17 protein-coding genes are annotated in these 18,137 nt (G+C 63.5%); 16 read left to right on the top strand and 1 reads right to left on the bottom strand.

Annotation, left to right across the window (positions count from 1 at the left end; genetic code table 11):
- The first annotated feature begins 5 nt into the window (after positions 1-5).
- Genes GY769_11035 through GY769_10965 form a run of 15 tightly spaced genes read left to right on the top strand, consistent with a single transcriptional unit; the run spans position 6 to position 16,392 of the window.
- Positions 6-719: an HAD family hydrolase gene (locus GY769_11035; GenBank protein ID MCP4202453.1), complete on the top strand. Its 714-nt coding sequence runs from the start codon at positions 6-8 to the stop codon at positions 717-719.
- On the top strand, positions 712-1,485 hold the full coding sequence (locus GY769_11030; GenBank protein MCP4202452.1) for a class I SAM-dependent methyltransferase: 774 nt from the start codon (positions 712-714) through the stop codon (positions 1,483-1,485). Before GY769_11035 ends, GY769_11030 begins: the two co-directional genes overlap by 8 nt.
- Positions 1,486-1,493: 8 nt before the next feature.
- Positions 1,494-2,990 (top strand): lipopolysaccharide biosynthesis protein, encoded by a 1,497-nt coding sequence (locus tag GY769_11025; protein MCP4202451.1) that lies wholly within the window; start codon positions 1,494-1,496, stop codon positions 2,988-2,990.
- Positions 2,987-4,135, top strand: coding sequence for a glycosyltransferase family 4 protein (locus GY769_11020; protein MCP4202450.1), 1,149 nt, complete (start codon positions 2,987-2,989; stop codon positions 4,133-4,135). The genes GY769_11025 and GY769_11020 overlap by 4 nt, the downstream gene beginning before the upstream one ends.
- Positions 4,132-5,346: a glycosyltransferase family 4 protein gene (locus GY769_11015; GenBank protein MCP4202449.1), complete on the top strand. Its 1,215-nt coding sequence runs from the start codon at positions 4,132-4,134 to the stop codon at positions 5,344-5,346. The genes GY769_11020 and GY769_11015 overlap by 4 nt, the downstream gene beginning before the upstream one ends.
- Positions 5,343-6,182, top strand: a complete 840-nt coding sequence (locus GY769_11010) for a sulfotransferase (GenBank protein MCP4202448.1) — start codon at positions 5,343-5,345, stop codon at positions 6,180-6,182. The genes GY769_11015 and GY769_11010 overlap by 4 nt, the downstream gene beginning before the upstream one ends.
- Before the next feature lie 21 nt (positions 6,183-6,203).
- Entirely contained in the window at positions 6,204-7,346 is a 1,143-nt protein-coding gene (locus tag GY769_11005) for a glycosyltransferase (protein ID MCP4202447.1), read from the top strand.
- Positions 7,343-8,560, top strand: a complete 1,218-nt coding sequence (locus GY769_11000; GenBank protein MCP4202446.1) for a hypothetical protein — start codon at positions 7,343-7,345, stop codon at positions 8,558-8,560. The genes GY769_11005 and GY769_11000 overlap by 4 nt, the downstream gene beginning before the upstream one ends.
- Complete coding sequence (locus GY769_10995; GenBank protein ID MCP4202445.1) at positions 8,547-9,905, top strand: hypothetical protein; 1,359 nt, start codon at positions 8,547-8,549, stop codon at positions 9,903-9,905. Before GY769_11000 ends, GY769_10995 begins: the two co-directional genes overlap by 14 nt.
- Positions 9,892-11,097, top strand: a complete 1,206-nt coding sequence (locus GY769_10990) for a glycosyltransferase family 4 protein (protein MCP4202444.1) — start codon at positions 9,892-9,894, stop codon at positions 11,095-11,097. Before GY769_10995 ends, GY769_10990 begins: the two co-directional genes overlap by 14 nt.
- The gene (locus GY769_10985; protein ID MCP4202443.1) at positions 11,094-11,720 is read left to right on the top strand and encodes a sugar transferase; all 627 of its coding nucleotides are present in this window, start codon (positions 11,094-11,096) and stop codon (positions 11,718-11,720) included. Before GY769_10990 ends, GY769_10985 begins: the two co-directional genes overlap by 4 nt.
- Positions 11,713-12,333 carry an acetyltransferase gene (locus tag GY769_10980; GenBank protein MCP4202442.1) on the top strand — a complete coding sequence of 207 codons (621 nt, stop codon included), beginning with the start codon at positions 11,713-11,715 and terminating at the stop codon, positions 12,331-12,333. Before GY769_10985 ends, GY769_10980 begins: the two co-directional genes overlap by 8 nt.
- A 33-nt stretch (positions 12,334-12,366) precedes the next feature.
- Positions 12,367-13,446 (top strand): nucleotidyltransferase family protein, encoded by a 1,080-nt coding sequence (locus GY769_10975; GenBank protein MCP4202441.1) that lies wholly within the window; start codon positions 12,367-12,369, stop codon positions 13,444-13,446.
- 34 nt (positions 13,447-13,480) lie between these two features.
- On the top strand, positions 13,481-15,424 hold the full coding sequence (locus GY769_10970; protein MCP4202440.1) for a polysaccharide biosynthesis protein: 1,944 nt from the start codon (positions 13,481-13,483) through the stop codon (positions 15,422-15,424).
- A gap of 20 nt (positions 15,425-15,444) precedes the next feature.
- Positions 15,445-16,392, top strand: a complete 948-nt coding sequence (locus GY769_10965; GenBank protein ID MCP4202439.1) for an NAD-dependent epimerase/dehydratase family protein — start codon at positions 15,445-15,447, stop codon at positions 16,390-16,392.
- On the opposite strand, the gene GY769_10960 is transcribed toward GY769_10965, so the two are convergent.
- The gene (locus GY769_10960) at positions 16,376-17,080 is read right to left on the bottom strand and encodes a class I SAM-dependent methyltransferase (protein ID MCP4202438.1); all 705 of its coding nucleotides are present in this window, start codon (positions 17,078-17,080) and stop codon (positions 16,376-16,378) included. The two genes, GY769_10965 and GY769_10960, sit on opposite strands and share 17 nt — an antisense overlap.
- Positions 17,081-17,113: 33 nt before the next feature.
- Between GY769_10960 and GY769_10955 the strand changes: the two genes are divergently transcribed.
- On the top strand, positions 17,114-18,137 hold a 1,024-nt coding region (locus tag GY769_10955; GenBank protein MCP4202437.1), incomplete at its 3' end, for a hypothetical protein.

The raw sequence follows: 18,137 nt of genomic DNA, 5'->3' as shown, positions 1-18,137 counted from the left end.
ACGCTGTGACCGAATCAGACAGCTCCCCGGCGGCTATCCCGTCCCGGTCGCTGCTGCCCGAGGCAGCCGGGTTGCGTGCTGTCTTCTTCGACTTCGACGGCGTTATTCTCGAATCGGCCGCAATCAAAGACAACGCCTTCCTGGAGTTGTTCTCCCATCTCCCCGAGCACGTGGGCCGTATTCTCGAGCATCACCGAGACAACCTCGGGCACTCCAGATTCGAGAAGTTCGAGTGGATCTATCGCGAGATCCTTGGTCGCGAGCTCGACGAAGAGGAGTCCCGAGCGTTGGGGGAGCGCTTCTCGGCTCTGGTCGAATCCAAGGTGTCCTCATGCCCGATGGTGCCGGGAGCTCTGAGCCTGCTCGATGCGCTTCATGGCCGCTTGGAGTGTTTCGTAGCGTCCGCAACGCCGCAGCGGGAGCTCGAGAACATCATCGAGAGCCGGGCGCTCGGTAAGTACTTCCGCGGAATATGCGGCGCGCCGCCGGCCAAGACCGAGATCTTCGCCCGGCTTCTCGATCGCCACAGACTCGAGCCGCACCAGGTGCTCGCCATCGGCGATGGAATCTCCGACTATCGTGCCGCCGAACGCACCGGCGTTCACTTTGTGGCCCGCGCCTGTGTTTCGAGCCATCAAGACTGGTCCTCGATTCCGGTGGTAGCGGTCTCCGATCTGAGCGAGCTACTCGAACCGCTTGGAGTGAGCCGGATTGATTGAGGACTCGCAGCAGGTTCCGTCTCCGGCACCGGAGGTGATCCAGGAAGCCGGATACCGCTTTCCCTATCACTACGTGCCGCGGCTCACCGACGCCGGCTTCGTTCAGTCGGTCACGCTCAGGTGGGGCTACCTGTACTGGTCGTACCTTGGCGTCGTCCTGGGCTGCATCGAGAAGCTGCAGCCCAAGTCGCTGCTGGACGTGGGCTCGGGCGACGGCCGGCTCGTGGCCGAGGTCACGGCACGATTGCCGCGCACGCGAGCCGTCGGCGTCGACACCTCCGAGCGGGCCGTGGCGCTGGCACGAGCAATGACGCCCGGCGCGGAGTTTCGGGCAGGTGACGTGACCGCGCCCGGCTTCCTGGACCAACGGTTCGACGCGATCACCATGGTCGAGGTTCTCGAGCACATTCCGATTCAGCAGATCGCGACCCTTCGTGCGACGCTCCGGAACCATCTCGAGTCTCGCGGCCGACTCATCGTAACGGTCCCGACCAAGAACCTGGGAATGCACCCCAAGCACTACCAGCACTTCGACATCGAGTCCCTGATCGCGGCGCTCGAGCCCGACTTCGCGCTCGAAGATGCGTCCTATCTCAATCGCCACAGCAAGCTCTGCAAGCTGTTCGACCGAATCCTGACAAACCGTTTTTTCGCGGTTCGCGAGCCACGGCTGCTCGCCTGGTTCTTTCACGTCTATAAGCGCCGATTCCTTTACGCCGACCCGAGCTCGGCGATGAGAATACTCGCGGTCTTCAAGGCAGCTTAGTGCCATCCTTGACTCACAGAGCTTTCTCCGGCGCTCTCTGGACGGCCTCGGGGTGGGGCCTGAGCGCCGTATTCCAACTCGCGTTCGGCATTGTCATCGCTCGAATCCTGGGCCCAGAGACTCTCGGCATCTACGCAGCCGCCCTCGTCGTCATCAGGTTTTCCAACCTCTTCGCCAACATCGGCATCGGCCCCGCTCTGGTTCAACGTGAGAACCTCGAGACTCGCCACATCAGAACCGGTCTTGCCATCACCCTCGGCCTGTCTCTCCTGGTCGCGGGAGCCACCTGGCTGGGTGCCCCCTTCCTCGCCGGTTTCTATCGAATGCCCGAAGTCAAGGACGCCATCCGCACGCTGGCACTGGTTTTTCCTTTGAGGGGACTCGCCGCGATGCCGCAGGCGCTATTGCAGCGCGATCTCGAGTTCCGCCGACTCGCGGCCATCGAGGCCTCAGCCTATCTGCTCGGCTTCGGCGTCGTCGCGGTCGCACTCGGTCTGGCCGGTTTCGGTCTCCACGCGCTGATTCTCGCGACCGTGACACACGCCGCTCTCGAGCTCGCGCTCTTGTCATGGGTTCGGCCCTTTCCGCTGATCCCGCTGCCGAGCTGGTCTTCGGCCCGCGAACTACTCAGCTTTGGCGGAGGGATTACGCTCGCGGGCATTTTCGGCTTTCTCGCCTTCCAGGGCGACAAGCTGCTCGTCGGGCGACTGCTGGGCGCCGGCGCCCTCGGCTTGTACTCGCGCGCCTACAGCCTGGTCGCGACCTCGACACGTCTCTACCAGAAGATCGCGACCACCGCCTTCTTTCCGCTTCTGTCCCGACTTCAGGACGATCGCGTGCGTCTCGGTCGTGGCTTTCGCCGCGGACTGGCACTGAACGCCATTTCGGTGCTTCCCTCGAGTGTGGTCTTGTATGTGGTGGCGCCCGAGCTGATCGAAGCTCTCCTGGGCCAGGAGTGGCTCGGTGCCATTGCTCCGTTTCGCATCTTGGTGCTCTTTTTCTTTCTCCGCACCACGGCAAAGCTGTGTGGCCCGGTAGTCATGGCGGCGGGCAAGGTCTACGAGCTGGCTCTGATACAGGGTGTCTTCGCCATCCTGGTGGTCTGCGGCGCCTGGCTGGGGAGCCGCTGGGGAATCGGTGGGGTGGCGGGTGGCGTGGCAATTGCGATCGTCGGCCACTCGGTGCTGCTTCTCCACACGAGTCTCCGTCTGACCGGAGTCGCTTGGTCGGAGGTCTTCGGGGCCTGGTTCCGCCCGGCCGTGCTTGCCCTCCTCTTTGGAGCGCAAAGCTGGCTTCTGATCGAGGTCGCTGGATCCTGGTTCACGTCCCCCGCGACCATCGTCGCCGCGACCCTGCTTCCGCTCGCGATCACCTTGACGGTGGCGTTTCTGATCGCACCCCGCCTCCTCCTTGGAGACGACACGCTCGAAGCTCTTCGGCAACTGCGCTTCTTCAGGGTGTTAGAGGACAAGGTTCTGCACCGTTTCCACAGGACCGCGTCATGAGGGTCGCCTATCTCTCGTCGAGCTACGTGCCGTCGCGCCGCGCCAGCAGCGTCCAGGTCATGAAGATGTGCGCGGCCTTCTCGAGGGCCGGCCACGAGGTTCACCTGGCCACCAAGCGCAATCTCTCCCGCCAAGAAGTCGATGTCTTGGACGACTTTGCCTTCTACGGCGTCGCCGAAGACTTCGAGCTCACCAAGATAAAGCGGCCGGCCGCGCCCGGAGGCGGTCTCGTATACGGGACCGGTCTCTCGAGGTTTCTGCGCGCGAGCCGCTCTCGTTTCGACCTCGCCTACTGTCGAGATCTCTACGGAAGCTGGCTCGCGACCCGGCTTTCGATACCGACCGTATTCGAAGCCCACGAACCCCTTCCCGGACCCGCCCAGCGGATGCTCCTGAGACTGGTTCTCCGCCCGGAGAGTTTCAAGCGCCTGGTCGCGATCTCGCAAGCCCTGGCCGAGGATTATTCGCGACTCTACCCTGAGCTGGCCGGCGCGGACCTTCTCATTGCTCACGACGGCGCGGACCCCGTCCCCGGCTCAGAGGACAGCGCTACGCCCGACCGAGCCGAGCGCGACACCATGGTCAAGTTCCGTGTCGGCTATGTCGGGCAGCTCTATCGTGGCAAGGGACTCGAGATTCTCGTGCCCCTCGCCGGTCTCTTGCCGAACACCGAGTTTCAAATCGTGGGCGGCACGAGAGAAACCCTCGCACACCTCTCCGGACGCGACCTACCACCCAACCTGAGATTCTGCGGATTCCAGCCACCGGGACGAATGACCGGTCTCTATGACTCGTTCGACGCGGTCGTCATGCCCTATCAGCCGCAGGTGGCCGTAGCGGGCGGGCGTTCGGACGCGGGGCGCTGGATGTCGCCTCTCAAGATGTTCGAATACATGGCCGCCGGCAAGCCGATCGTGTCTTCCGATCTGCCTGTGCTGCGCGAGGTTCTCGAGGACGGCAAGAACGCTCTGCTGGTTCCACCGGATGACCTGGAGGCGTGGGCCGAGGCTATCCGGCGCCTGCAACGATCCGCGGACCTGAGAGACGAGTTGGGATCCGCCGCCCGGCACGATCTGCTGGCTAACTACACCTGGGACCTGCGGGCGAAAAACGTGCTCAGCGGTCTGGACCAAGCCCGACCATGAGAAAGCTTCTCTACATCAATAATCGATACCGGCACTACGATCGGATCAAGTACGAGACGCTCGGGCGCAACTTCGATCTCAGAGTCCTGTGGATCGGGCCGCCGCCTCCCGGAGAGGCTCCCTCGAGCGAGCTTCTGGGCTTGTTCCACCACGAGATTCTCGATTCGGAAACGGAATCCAAGCTCCAACCCTGGCATGTTCTTCGAACGATCCGGCTCGGCCGTAGGGTCGCCGACCTGGCCCGCGAAGCCGACCTGGTCGTCAGCTCGACTTCGGACTCCTGGAAGTCGAAGGTCGCGTTCGTCGCTGCTTCACGACGCCGAACACCGATCGCATTTCGCAAAGAACGGTGGCTGGACGTAAGTCTGCCGCGGCTGACCCGACCCTACTGGCTCCTGGATCAACTGCTGACGGACTTCATCGAGACAAGAGCTCGCGGCATGTTGGTGGGAGGCCGCAAGGCCCGGGAATATCTGCTGAGCAAGGGGCACGGACCCGAATCCGTTCTGCCGTTCAGCTACCTTCACGACGATCTCTCCACCAGGGAGGCCGACCCCGAAGGCGCCGCGGAGCTGCGCGACTTCGCCGGAGACTCCTTGCTCCTTCTCTATCTCGGCCGGATCATGCCGCAGAAAGGTCTCGATGTCCTGATCACTGTGGTCCGCGAGCTGCTCGAGGAGGGCGAGAATCCCAGGCTCCTGATCGTCGGGGAGCCGATTGCCCGTGAGACCGGCCGCGGCGTCACCTCGCTCGACTACCACGACCGGTGCCTGCAACTCGCGGACAACGATTCCAGAATCCGGTTCTGCGGCGCGGTTCCCGCCGATCGCGTCCACGAATACTATCGAGCGGCCGACGTGTTCGTGCACCCGCACACACTCCGAGTCGGGGACCGAGAGAAGCACGATGGCTGGGGCAACGTCATCACCGAAGCCGCCAGCCTTTCGACCCCTGTCGTTGCCAGTGACAGGGTGGGCTCGGCATTCGATATCGTCGAAGATGGCGTGAGCGGTTTCCTGCTTCGATCGACACGCCTGGAGAACGATCTCAGGCGGGCGCTGATCTTTTTTTGCCGGAACCGCGGCGCCGTGTCGAGCTTCGGCCAAGAAGCTCGACGCCGCTACGAGCACACCGTCAACGCGGAACGGACGGTGTCATCTGTCCGGCGGCTCATGGAACCCGGATCGGTTCGAGGGGAGGGAGCCGGGTGAGCCCGACCATCGATCGCCCCCGGTATCTGCTGGCGTACATAGCCGGCGCCGGTCATTGCGGCTCAACCTTGTTGAATCTTCTCCTCAACGCGCACTCGGAGGTCCTCGGGCTGAGCGAGCTGTCCTCGATCGGAGAGCACGTGAGCGGAAAGGCCGAATCCACGATTCTCGGGGATCCGTTCTGGGTCGCGGTGAAACGTCGCTATCGGGACTCGACCGGATCGGCTTTTTCGGACCTGGATCTCTCACCGCTTCCCGCCGCCCGGATCTTCAGTTCCACCTCCGCCGACATCGAGAAATGGACCCAACCGAATCGGGACTTGCTCGACTGCCTGTTTCGCGAGTCCGAAGCGCGTGTCCTGGTCGACGCTTCCAAGTCGTGGCAGCGGCTGGCGCTGCTCTTGAAGTCGGGGAGCTTCGACCTCCGGGTCATCCATCTCATGCGAGACGGACGCGCGGTCTACAACTCGTACCGGAGCAAGTACCAGCGCCCGGTGTTCGCGCTGACGAAGTGGCCCAAGTTCACGATCGCGGCGCTGCTGCTCAGGCGCCGGTTCGGCAAGTCCGAATGGCTCGACCTGCGCTACGAGGACTTGGCACGAGATCCAGCGACCGCTCTCGCGAGCGTCTGTTCCCTGCTCGACCTCGATTTCGAGCCCGCCATGCTCCGCTACCGAGAGCACCCGAACCTCGGCCTGGGCGGAAACCGCATGGCGACCGGCTCCGATCAGGGCATCCAGTTGGACGAACGCTGGCGAACCGAGTTGACGCTACCGCGTCGCCTGGCGTTCGGGCTGCTCTTCGGATGGCTGAACCGCCTGCTCGGGTACAAATGAAGCTGCTACGCTGACTTGTCCATGCCGAAGCCCGAGACACGGCCGCTCTCGCTTGTTGTGGTCCGCCCCACTCTGGGCCTCGGCGGCGCGGACCGAGTCACAATCACCCTTCTGCAGTTCCTGGATCGGGCCAAGGTGACTCCATCCCTGGTGCTCATCCGCCGCGAAGGACCCTATCTCGAAGACGTGCCCGAGGACGTGCCCCTCCACGAGCTGAAGGCCGCCAGCCTGTGGACGGCCTGGTGGCCGCTGACTCGCTATCTCAAGAGCACCTCAACGGACATCTTGCTCTCCACCTGCAGCGGCACCAATGTGGCCGCGTGCATCGCACACATACTCTCGGGCCGCCGGGGCCGTCTGATTCTCTCCGAACGCAATGTGCTGCTGCGCGACCAGCCCTTCGCCAAGAAATGGCTGATGCTCCTGGCCAAGCAGCTGCTCTACCCCACTGCCAACGCCATCACCGCGGTCTCACGAGGGGTCGCGAACGACCTGATCGATAGACTGTTTCTGGACCCCGATCGGATCCGGGTCGTCTACAACCCGATCGTCGGGCCCGAGCTCGAGCGGCTTGCCGCCAAGGACCTGGAGGAGCCTCCATACGACGATGACGCTCCGGTCATCCTGGCCGCGGGGCGGCTGGTCCCGGCCAAGGGCTTCGACGTCCTGCTCCGGGCCTTCGCCAAGCTCGACCCCGAGCACGAGGCCCGGCTCGTCATCCTCGGCGAGGGCCCCCTTCGGGGAAACCTCCTGTCACAAGCCGCCGACCTTGGTATCTGCGAGCGGCTGTTTCTCCCTGGTTTCGTCAAGAACCCGCTTCGTCACATGTCTCGCGCGACCATCTTCGTGCTGTCCTCGAGATATGAGGGCCTTCCGGGAGTCCTGATCCAAGCCATGGCCTGCGGCTTGCCGGTGATTTCCACCGATTGCCCGGCCGGGCCCGACGAGATCATCACTCCGGGCCGAGACGGCTTGCTGGTTTCGGTCGACTCCGCCGAGGAAATAGCCGACGAGCTGTCCGGGCTTCTTCGGGATGAAGACCTTCGCACGAGACTCGGGAACGCAGCCCGCGAACGGGCTCGAAGCTTCGCCACCGAGCCAGTGGTGAACGACTACCTCCGGGTTCTGATCGGTGAACCAACCGAACCAGCTGACGAGCGATGACCGAGGTCACATTCCTGATCTCGAACGATCGGCACCACCCCGCCATGCTGATTCCGGTCATACGCCATCTAATCGAACAGAGCGACGTCGACTGCCGGGTTCTCTCGCTGTGTGAACTTCGCGGCCGGTCCTCTCCGAGGTCGGCCCTGGACCGACTCGGCGTGCCTTGGCGGCGGGTTCTAACCTTGAACCTCCGTAAGGGCGCGGTCGCGCGCGGGATCTCGGTATCGAAGAGAGACTCTGGCCGCCACCGCAAGATCCGAGCTTTCGTCTGGCGCTGCCTGCTCGGCCCCCGAATCGCTGGTCTTCTGTCTTCCAAGCCCCGGCTCGTGGTGCTGCCCAACGACGCCGCTTACCCCTACGATCGAATCGTGAGAATGCTGGGCAAGACGAACACTCCATACCTTTTGGTGCAGGAAGGGATACGTTTCGAGCTACCTGGCGTCAAGCGCGAGAGCGCCTACGGACGCGGAGGGGCGAGTGCTATCGCGGCCTGGGGTGAATCGAGCGTTGCCTACTTTCGCGATGTCGGTGTCGAGCCGGATCGGATTCACGTGACCGGGAATCCGCGGTTCGACCACACCGCGGTACCTGAACCGGCGCCTGCCCCAAGGGACCTGGGGCACCGAGAGTCCAGAGAGCGCAAGCTCCTCTTGGTGACCAACCCCGTCGAAGAACAAGGTTACTGCTCGGCAGGCGAGAAACTGGCCCTCGTGCGTCGCTTCGTTGACGGGATCACGCCTCTGGTCGAGGATGGCACACTGCAGTTGACGCTCCGACTGCATTCGAGCGAATCAAAGCGCGATTACCTGCAAGCTCTCAGCGGCCTACGGGCTTTGGATCGTCTCGAATTCGCCGAAGACGTGGACCTGTTCTCTCTCCTGGCGCGTACCGACGTCGCCGTCATCATGGCCTCCACTGTCGGCCTCGAGGCCCTGCTCTTTGGTGTCAGGCTCGGCGTCCTGGAATTGCCCGGAACCGGCTTTGTCTTCGACTACGTGAGCGACGAAGCGGCTCAAGGCCTGACCTGGTCACGGCCGATGGCGCCCCAGGTGCGCGAGTTGCTGGACTATGATCCTCGCGGAGCGTCCCGATTCTTGCGGCACCATTTGCACCGATCGACCACCGAACCCGCCGCGGCAGCCATTGCTCGCCTCGTCCTCGATCTCACCAAGCCGAGTCATCCTGAGTCGCTGAGCCATGGCGAATCCTAAGCCTCGACCCCTCCTTGTTCTCGCCCTGCCGGTCATGGTTTTCTCGGCCTTCCTGACCGAGATCAAGTTCATCCCCTCGATCGCCAACAACGTTGGACTGTTCGAGGTCGTTGGTGCGCTCACGATCGCCCTGTTCTTCCTGTCCGCGGACCGGAACCCTCTCGTGGGCAATGCCGTCATCTCGACGGTCGGGCTCATCGTTCTGGTGGCTTCGGTTTCTCTGGTCAACACTCAGACGGGATCGTTGACGACGGGGTTGATACAGGTTTCGATTCTGGTCTTTCTGTTCTTCTTTCTTCTGGCCCTGTACAACCTCTTGCTGCTTGTGCAGATCAGCCCCGAATTCATTCTGCGTTGGATCACGGTTTCGGCCGCAATCGTCGGCCCCTGGATCTTGCGCCAGGGGTTTCTCTTTTCGACCGATATCGACGCCGTTGGGCCCTTTCGTAACCGCTCGCACATGGGCATCTACATGCTCACGGCCTTCTGGCTGGTTCTGATCTACACGTTCTGGCCCAATCGGGCACGGACCAGGTGGATCAAGGCCCCGATATGCTTCATAGCTCTGTCGCTCAGCCTCTACGCGGTCGCTATCTCGGGGCGAAGATCGGTCTATTTGGCTCTTTTCATCGGTTTGGTGGCGCTGGTGGTCGCGTTCACCCTGGTATTGCGGCGAGGCCGAGCGGCCGTGGCCTTCGTTCTCGCCTTCGCCATCGGATTCCTGGGGCTGCTCTACACGCAAGGGCAGGACTTTCTCCCACGCAGCGAGTTCTTCCAGAACCGGGTGGGAATGATCGGAAGCCGCCTGCGCGCAGCTACCGACGCCGTTTCCGGCGCTTCAGAGAGCGGTTTCATGGCGATGCAGGCCGAGGGTATTCGTGCGGCGTTTCGAGCCCAGCCGGTTCTCGGAATCGGCTGGGGCACCTTTCACCTCTGGCTCTACAACCCGAGTCGGCACGAGGTTCACAGCACGCCGTTGAAGTTCCTGGCAGAAGCCGGGGTCGTCGGCCTGGTTTTCTATCTCGCGCTCCTCGGCCGGATCATCATCGGTTCCGGCCGGCTGGCGATACGCATGCGCGGATCGCCCTATGCCGCCAGCTACCTGGCGCTGGCGGTGGCAATTTCGAGCCTCTCGGTGAGCTACCTGTACAACCGGCATCTCACCGAGCGGACTTTCTGGTTGCTGCTCCTGGTTTTTCTGCTCCTCGAGGCCTTCGCCTACGGCTACGAGCGAATGTCACTGCGGGCGGAGGAGGCCGCGGGCGTTGCCACGGAGGGCGCTGCCGTCGCCGCCCCGAGAGGCCGTCGACGACTGAACCCGGCAGTCGGCTATGACCACGCCTGAGCACATACCGGAAGCGAAAGCCAGCCTGGTCTTCGTCGTCACCGATTCCATCACCGCCCGCTACCTGCTCAGGGGCCAACTGGCGTTCCTCGCTCGAAACGGCTTCGCGGTCAGCCTGATCACCTCTCCCGGTCGGCATTTGGACGAGGTCCGAGCCCATGAGGGCGCCCGCTGCTATGAGGTCAGGATGGAACGGGAGATTCGCCCACTGAGAGACCTACTGAGCCTGTTTGCGCTTCTCCGGCTACTGCGCCGACTGCGGCCGGACATCGTGAGCGCGAGCACTCCGAAGGCGGGGCTACTCGGCATGCTCGCGAGCGCTCTTGCGGGAGTGCCTCACCGCATACGTACGATCCGCGGGCTTCGTCTCGAAACCACCAGCGGCTGGAAACGGGCTCTATTGTCGTTCGCCGAGCGCATGTCCTCCTTCTGCGCTCACCGGATCGTCTGTGTCAGCAGCAGCTTGCGCAGCGAGATCCACCGGCGAGGGCTGGCCTCTCCCGAAAAGACCGTCGTTCTCGGCGCCGGCTCTTCGAACGGTGTCGACACTTCGCGCTTCCACCCGGCCGTCGACGGCGACGGCAAGAGACTTCGCCGGTCTCTGGACCTCGCTCTCGATGCGCCGGTGATCGGTTTCGTCGGCCGGCTGGTGCGGGACAAGGGCATCGACGACCTCGTCCAGGCTTGCGAGACAGTGGTGCTGACACGATTCCCAAAAGCTCGACTGCTGGTGCTCGGGGACTTCGAAGCCGGTGATCCCGTGTCCGAGGCGACCATGACTTTCCTCAACGAAAGGACGGAGGCCGTTACACCGGGTTTCGTGGAGGACCCGGCACCCTGGTATCGGGCAATGACCGTCGTCGCGTTTCCCTCGTATCGCGAAGGTTTCCCCAACGTGCCCTTGGAGGCGGCGGCCTCGGGGGTGCCGACCGTGGGCTACTCGGTGACCGGCACCATGGACGCAGTCCTACCCGAAGAGACCGGGCAGCTGGTCCCCAAAGGCGACTGGCGGGCTCTCGGAGCGGCGCTTTGCCGCTACCTCGAAGACAGCGACCTCCGCCATCGACACGGAGCCTCCGCATTGGAGAGAGCACGCACCATATATTCGCGGGACGTGGTTTGGGAGCGCTGGCGCCTCTTCTACTCGAGTCTGTCGAGCCACCCCAGGAAGGATCGATGCCTGACCGCATGACCTCCAGAAGGCAACACCCCCGGTTTTACACCAAGTACGGAAAGCGCCTTTTCGATCTCACCGTCGGAGCGATCGGTCTGCTAGCGCTGCTTCCACTGCTCGTGTTTCTCGGACTCCTGGCTTTCCTCCTCCAGGGCTCCCCCGTTTTGTTTCGCCAGGTGAGACCGGGGAGGAATGAGCTCCTCTTTACGCTGGTCAAGTTCCGGACCATGAAGCCAGCGGCCGACGGCGTTCCGGACGCACTTCGCCTCGCCCCGTTCGGCAAGCTCCTGCGCCGGACCAGCCTGGACGAGCTGCCGAGCCTCTGGAACGTTGTGCGCGGAGACATGAGCCTGGTGGGGCCAAGACCGCTTCTCGAGGAATACCTGCCGAGATACGCGCCTGAGCACCGCCGCCGGCACGACGTTCGACCGGGGCTGACCGGCTGGGCTCAGGTTCGCGGCCGCAACGCCCTGACCTGGACCGAGAAATTCGCCTATGACGTTTGGTATGTTGATCACTACACGTTCGCCCTGGATCTCAAGATTGTCGCGATGACCCTGTTTCAGGTGATCCGCGGCCGAGGGATCAGCGCACCCGAGCACGCAACGATGCCGAAATTCGAAGGATACGAAGATGAGTGAGCGAATTCTGGTGCTCGGCGCCGGTGGCCACGCCAAGGTGGTTGTGAGCACCTTGCAGGATGCCGGACGTAAGCCCCACAAGGTCCTCGACGACGACTCGGCAAAATGGGCAAAGCAGGTTTTGAACACGCCTATCGGTGGCCCGATTACCGACCTAGCCAAGGAGAGTCCCGATTGCGTCATCACGGCATTCGGTGACAACCGGCTGCGTGCCGAGAAGGCCGGCTCCATGACCGTCAACTGGACTACCGCGGTCCACCCGACGGCGTACGTTCATCCTTCGGCGGTGCTCGGACCCGGCACGCTCGTCTGCGCCGGCGCCATCGTCCAACCGGGAGCCCGCATCGGCGCCCATGCCATCATCAACACCGGCGCGAGCATCGACCACGACTGCGAGCTCGGTGATTTTGTCCATCTCGCGCCCGGCGCCCGCCTGGCCGGCAACGTACGTGTCGGACCCGGAACGCTCATCGGCATCGGCTCGGTGGTTGTCCCCGGGGTGGTCATAGGCGAGTGGGCAAGACTCGGCGCCGGAGCTGCCGTGACCGGCGATCTGCCGTCCAACTGCATCGCGGTCGGCGTCCCAGCCCGCCTTCTCGAAGTTGTCGGGTGAAAAGGGGAAAACCTGTGAGTTCTTGGCACCGGTTTGATTGAGATCGAGGGTCTTCACCCCCCCGAGCCTCACTTCACCCCTGAGCTGCGGTGGGTTCTCGAGGCCGCCTTCGCAACCGGAAGCTCCTCTCCGGAGCCCGGTTTCGACCCCACCCGTGCATGGGCTGATGCGCGAAGGCTCGCGCTGACCGAACGGATCGGCGCCCGGCGAAAAGCGCGCGAGCTCCCGGGCGAGCTTCGAGACGACTTTCGCAGAGCCCAGGCGGGAGCAGCCGCGATCGGCCTACTCTACGAGAAAACGGCAAGAGAAGTCGCCACCGTCGCCGCGAAACTCGAAACACCGGTCGTGTTCCTGAAAGGGCTGGCTCTCCACCTCGCGGGGTGTGTCCCGGTGGGAGCGCGCTCGTTCAGCGATATCGACATCCTAGTCCCCAAAGAACGCGCCGAGGCTATATTCGAAGAACTGCTCGAACGGGACTTCTCGTGCTCCCCCGCGGAGGCCACGGAGCAGCATCTGCCCATACTGCAGCCACCGGAAGGCGGCTCCCTCGAAGTGCATTTCGCTCTTCGCGGTGTGCAGCTGGTCGGCGATCGACCGGCCGGCTTCGAGGACCTCGCCGACCGGGATTCGCTCTTACGGCTCGAGGAGTTTCCGGGTTCGACCTGTCTACCCTCGCCCTCCCTTCTGGCCGCCCACATCCTGGTTCACGGATTCCAGCAGCACCTGCTGCGACCGACTACCTATCCTCTGTTTCGAATGATCGCGGACCTCATCGATCTCGTTCCCGACAAGGTCGAGTGGAGCGACCTCGTCTCCGTCTGGCAGCCGGCTATCGGCCACGCAGTTTCGCCGGCAAGCCTGGAGGCCACTCGGCAGCTCTGCGAAGCGCTCCGAGCCGGGCATCTGCCGGATACGGAAACTCAGCCCACCTCCGCGCGCCTCTTGGGCCACCTGCTGGCTGGATCGATGAATCCCGACTACGCGGAGTCGCTGAGCGGCGCCTACCTGCGCAACCGTTTGAGCGAAGCCTACCGACGCGGCGAGCTCGGCCGCTACCTCAAGCGCAAGATCCGCCCTTTCTTCGGACGACCGCGGCTGTCGCGTCCTACATAGGGTTGCCCCGGAGCATTCTTCTAGAATCACGCCCATGAGAGCCGAAACGACTCCGACCCGCACCGGTCGTTATCTGCGGCGCGAAGTCCAGTACGCTCTCGATCTCACCGTCCTGGCGGTCTCCTTCGCGCTCGCCTACCTGCTGAGATTCGACTTCGAAGTACCTCAGGAGTACGTGCGCCCGGCGCTCATCCAGCTCCCGCTCGTGGTTCTCGTCCAGTTCGGCGCGATGATCGCGCTCGGCATCTACAGCTTTGTCTGGCGCTACGTCGGCATGAGCGAGGTCAAGACGTTTCTGCGCGCTGCCTTCTATTCCTCGTTGCCGCTTCTACTGCTGCGGCTCGGGCTGCCCGATTCGCTCGATCTGCTCCGAGTTCCGCGATCGATCATCTTGACCGACGTGGTGCTCGCCTATGGCGGTCTTCTCGCCCTCCGCGTGCTGCGCCGAGCTCTATTCGAGCAGACGGAGCGGATCCGGCGGGAGACCGAATCCGAAGGGCGCCGCCGCAAGCCGGTTCTCCTGGTCGGAGCCGGCCGAGCCGGCCTGATGGCGGTGCGCGAGATTCGCGGGCGCGGAGATGCCGAGCTCGAGCTGATCGGTTTCGCCGACGACGCCGCGGAAAAACAGGGTTCCCTCATCGGCGGACTCAAGGTCCTGGGAACCACCCACGACATCGCGCGCTTGGTCGAAGAGTACAACGTCGAGCAGGTCGTCATCACCATGGCCGACGTCGCGGCGGCGACCATACGCCGGATCGTCGAGAGCTGCGACCGCACGGGCATCCCGGTTCGAATCATTCCGAGCTACTACGAGATCCTGGACGGTCGGGTCTCGATCGCCCGGTTTCGGGAAGTGCAGATCGAGGATCTCCTGGGCCGAGACCCCGTCCGCTTGGACGAGGCGAGAATCGGAGCCCTCCTGACCGGAAAGTCCGTTCTTCTTACCGGCTCCGGCGGCTCGATCGGTAGCGAGCTGGCGTTGCAGATCGCGCGATTCGACCCCCAGCGCCTGATCCTGGTGGAGCGCGCGGAGGGCGCGCTGTTCGAGATCGATCGAGAAGTGCGCGAGCTCTGGCCGCAGCTCGAGGTTCACGCCTTCGTGGCCGATACCGGCGATGCCGACCGGATCCGAGCCATCATGGACCGGACCCGGCCGCACGCCGTATTCCACGCGGCGGCCCACAAACACGTTCCACTTATGGAGTTCCAGGCGTCCGAGGCGATCAAGAACAACGTCTTTTCTACTCAAGTTCTTGCCGAGGCAGCCGCTCGATCGGGCGTGGAGGTCTTCGTCCTCATCTCGACCGACAAAGCGGTCAAACCGTCCTCGATCATGGGCGCCAGCAAGCGCCTCGCCGAGCTCATCGTCCAGGATCTGGACCGCGAGTATCCAAACACGAGGTTTCTGGCCGTACGATTCGGCAATGTCCTCGGCTCGGCGGGCTCGGTGGTGCCCGTCTTCCGACGGCAGATCGAACGCGGAGGACCGGTTACCGTCACCCATCCCGACGCCAGGCGCTATTTCATGACCCCGGCCGAAGCCGCTCAGCTGGTGCTGGAGGCCGGAGCCATCGGCGACGGCGGTGCCATCCTGATCCTCGACATGGGCGAATCCGTGCGCATCCTGGACCTCGCTAGGGACATGATCGCACTCAGCGGTTTCAAGCCCGATACCGAGATTCCGATCGTCTTCACCGGACTTCGGCCGGGAGAAAAGCTCAACGAGGAGCTCGAGCTCTCCGGAGAGGCCATCGATCGGACCAGCCACCCCAAGGTCTTTATCGGCAAGCTAGAGGCCTATCCTCATGCTCCGCTGGAGCAAATTCTCGAGTCCTTCCGAGAGCTCGTCCGGCGCGCGGACGACGACGCCATTCGGATTCTCCTGACGGAGTTGCTGCCCGAGGCGGCATTGTCGCGTCACGCCGCGCCGAGTCGCGTCGAGGTCGAGATCGAGGCCGAAAGCCGGGCAATTAATTGAAGGAAACAGAGAACCCACTGATGTCAACCGAGACCTATGTCGTCACCGGGGGCGCCGGTTTCATCGGTTCCCACATCGCCGATGGGCTGCTCGCTCGCGGTCACCGCGTTGTCATCCTCGACGATCTATCGACCGGCACGACCGACAATCTGCCCGAAGCCGCCGAGTTTCACCGCTGCGACATAAGATCCCCGGAGGCGGCCGATCTTGTCCGAGACGTTGCTCCCAGGGCAATCTTCCACCAGGCCGCTCAGATGGACGTGCGCCGCTCGACCCGCGAGCCACGGTTCGACGCCGAGGTCAACATCCTCGGAACGCTCAACCTTCTCGAGGCCGCCGTGGCCGCCGGTGTCGAGCAGTTCCTGTTCGCCTCGACGGGCGGCGCGATCTACGGTGAGCAAGAGACCTTTCCCGCCGGTGAGGACCATCCGTGCCGGCCGGTGTCACCCTACGGAGTGGCCAAGCTCGCCAGCGAGCGCTATCTCTATTACTTCCATATCGAAAAAGGCCTGAATGTCGCTTGCATGCGCTATGCGAACGTCTACGGCGAGCGACAGAACCCCCATGGAGAGGCGGGCGTGATCGCGATCTTCCTGGAGAGGTTACTCGCCGATGAAAAGTGCACGATTCACGGTGACGGCCTCCAGACCAGGGACTACGTCCACGTGTCGAACGTAGTAGAAGCCAACCTCGCCGCCCTGGGCGGATCCGGCTTTCGCACCTACAACGTCGGCACCGGCGTCGAGACCTCCGTCGTGGAGCTCTTCCGTCTACTGGCCGAGACCTTGCGGCTTCGGATCGAAGCCCGACACGGTCCGGGTTTACCCGGCGAGCAACGCCGCTCGTCGATCAGCGCCGAGAAGATCCGAAGCGAACTGGGATGGGCGGAGCCACTCGAGCTGCGGGACGGCCTCAAACGAACCGCGGGCTGGTTCAGTGAAAGAACCACATCTAGGCCGGTCGGCTGATCCGGACCCAGCGTCCGTCGATGGCGGCTCCGAGACCCTCGAGACAACGCCGGACCTCCTCCGTAAGCACCTGGTCCTCGCCCTCGGGAGCGTTGAGAAACATCACGAGGCGCCCGCCCGGAGCGGTCTGACGCCAGAGATCCTCGATGAAGAAGCGCCACTCGCCCGCTCCCCAGGGTTCGGGAAGATCATAGTGATGGAAGGACGCCTGATTCGCGGTGACCACATCGAACGGCCCGCCGGGGAGCTCCGGCAGCTCGACCCGTGGCGCGATCTTCCAGGAAACCCTATCGACTTCGAGCGCCTCGACCATCTCTCGGTAGAAGCGCCGCATGACCTGAACGTCCCAGGCGTCGGTCTCTTCGGGAGGCGCATCCAGGCCCAGCGCTCGATGGCCGAAATGGCGGCACACGGCCAGGAAGTAGCCGACTCCGCAACCGAGATCGACCACTCGCCGGGCCGGCCCCCTGTGCAGTCCGAGGGCAACGGCCCGGCCCAGATCACGTCTCAAATAGCCCGAGAGTTTGAGATACTTACCCTTGCTGAGAGTTGTGGTCCCGGTGGTCAGGAGATCGACGTCGAGCCTCGATATGGTGGGGGCTGTTCGTTTCGAGATCGAACGCTTGAGGCTGTAGAATGCCGGGAGTACCCGCGCAACCCGAGTCCAGTAGCCTATTCTTGATTTCAAACCGACTCGCACACCCTTTCTAGCACCTATTCAATGACATCCATTCTAGGCCTTTCGGCCTTCTACCACGACAGTGCGGCGGCCCTGGTCGTCGACGGCGAGATCGTCGCGGCGGCGCAGGAAGAGCGCTTCACCCGCAAGAAGCACGATTTCCGTTTCCCCCAGCACGCGATCGACTATTGCCTCGAGGAGGCCGGCCTCGACGCCTCCGAGCTCGATCACGTGGCTTTCTACGACAAGCCGCTGACCAAATTCGAGCGTCTGCTCGAGACCTATGTCACCTACGCGCCGGCGGGCTTCCGGTCCTTTCGCATGGCGATGCCGCTGTGGCTCAAGGAGAAGCTCTGGCTGCCCCGGCAGATGGACAAGGGGCTTCACAGCAAGTTCAAGGGCCGCTACGTCTTCACCGAGCATCACGAATCCCACGCAGCCAGCGCCTTCTTCCCGTCGCCGTTCGACCGCGCCGCCATCCTCACCATGGACGGCGTCGGCGAGTGGGCCACGGCCAGCTTCGGCGTCGGCCGAGGCAACAGGGTCGATCTCTCCCATGAGCTCCACTTCCCCCATTCGTTAGGGCTCCTGTACTCGGCATTCACCTACTACACCGGCTTCCGGGTCAATAGCGGCGAGTACAAGCTGATGGGCCTGGCTCCCTACGGCGAGCCGAAGTACACCCAGGAGATCCTGGACAAGCTTCTCGACCTCAAGAAAGACGGTTCCTTCCGCATGGACATGTCCTACTTCAACTACTGCCAGGGCCTGACCATGACCGGCGGCAAGCTGCACGACCTGTTCGGCGGTCCGCCGCGAAGACCCGAGTCGCCGCTGTCGAAGCGCGAGATGGATATCGCCGCGTCGATCCAGGCGGTGACGGAAGACGTCATGCTGCGTATGGCCCGTCACGTCCACGCCGAGACAGGGATGAAGAACCTGTGCCTGGCCGGCGGCGTCGCCTTGAACTGCGTGGCCAACGGCAAGATCCTGCGGTCGGGCATTTTCGACGACGTGTGGATCCAACCCGCTGCCGGTGACGCGGGCGGTGCCCTGGGTGCGGCAC

It is taken from the genome of bacterium (assembly GCA_024224155.1).
Classification (GTDB): Bacteria; Acidobacteriota; Thermoanaerobaculia; order Multivoradales; family JAHEKO01; genus CALZIK01.
Note: the sequence above shows the minus strand (reverse complement) of the source record. Positions and strands in the feature narration are given on the sequence as shown.

Excerpts from the sequence above, each read along its gene's own strand:
- GY769_10990 (MCP4202444.1), top strand. The coding sequence starts at position 9,892 with ATGACCACGCCTGAGCACATACCGGAAGCGAAAGCCAGCCTGGTCTTC.
- GY769_11005 (MCP4202447.1), top strand. The coding sequence starts at position 6,204 with ATGCCGAAGCCCGAGACACGGCCGCTCTCGCTTGTTGTGGTCCGCCCC.
- GY769_11020 (MCP4202450.1), top strand. The coding sequence starts at position 2,987 with ATGAGGGTCGCCTATCTCTCGTCGAGCTACGTGCCGTCGCGCCGCGCC.
- GY769_10980 (MCP4202442.1), top strand. The coding sequence starts at position 11,713 with ATGAGTGAGCGAATTCTGGTGCTCGGCGCCGGTGGCCACGCCAAGGTG.
- GY769_11015 (MCP4202449.1), top strand. The coding sequence starts at position 4,132 with ATGAGAAAGCTTCTCTACATCAATAATCGATACCGGCACTACGATCGG.
- GY769_10965 (MCP4202439.1), top strand. The coding sequence starts at position 15,445 with ATGTCAACCGAGACCTATGTCGTCACCGGGGGCGCCGGTTTCATCGGT.
- GY769_10995 (MCP4202445.1), top strand. The coding sequence starts at position 8,547 with ATGGCGAATCCTAAGCCTCGACCCCTCCTTGTTCTCGCCCTGCCGGTC.
- GY769_10985 (MCP4202443.1), top strand. The coding sequence starts at position 11,094 with ATGACCTCCAGAAGGCAACACCCCCGGTTTTACACCAAGTACGGAAAG.
- GY769_10970 (MCP4202440.1), top strand. The coding sequence starts at position 13,481 with ATGAGAGCCGAAACGACTCCGACCCGCACCGGTCGTTATCTGCGGCGC.
- GY769_11000 (MCP4202446.1), top strand. The coding sequence starts at position 7,343 with ATGACCGAGGTCACATTCCTGATCTCGAACGATCGGCACCACCCCGCC.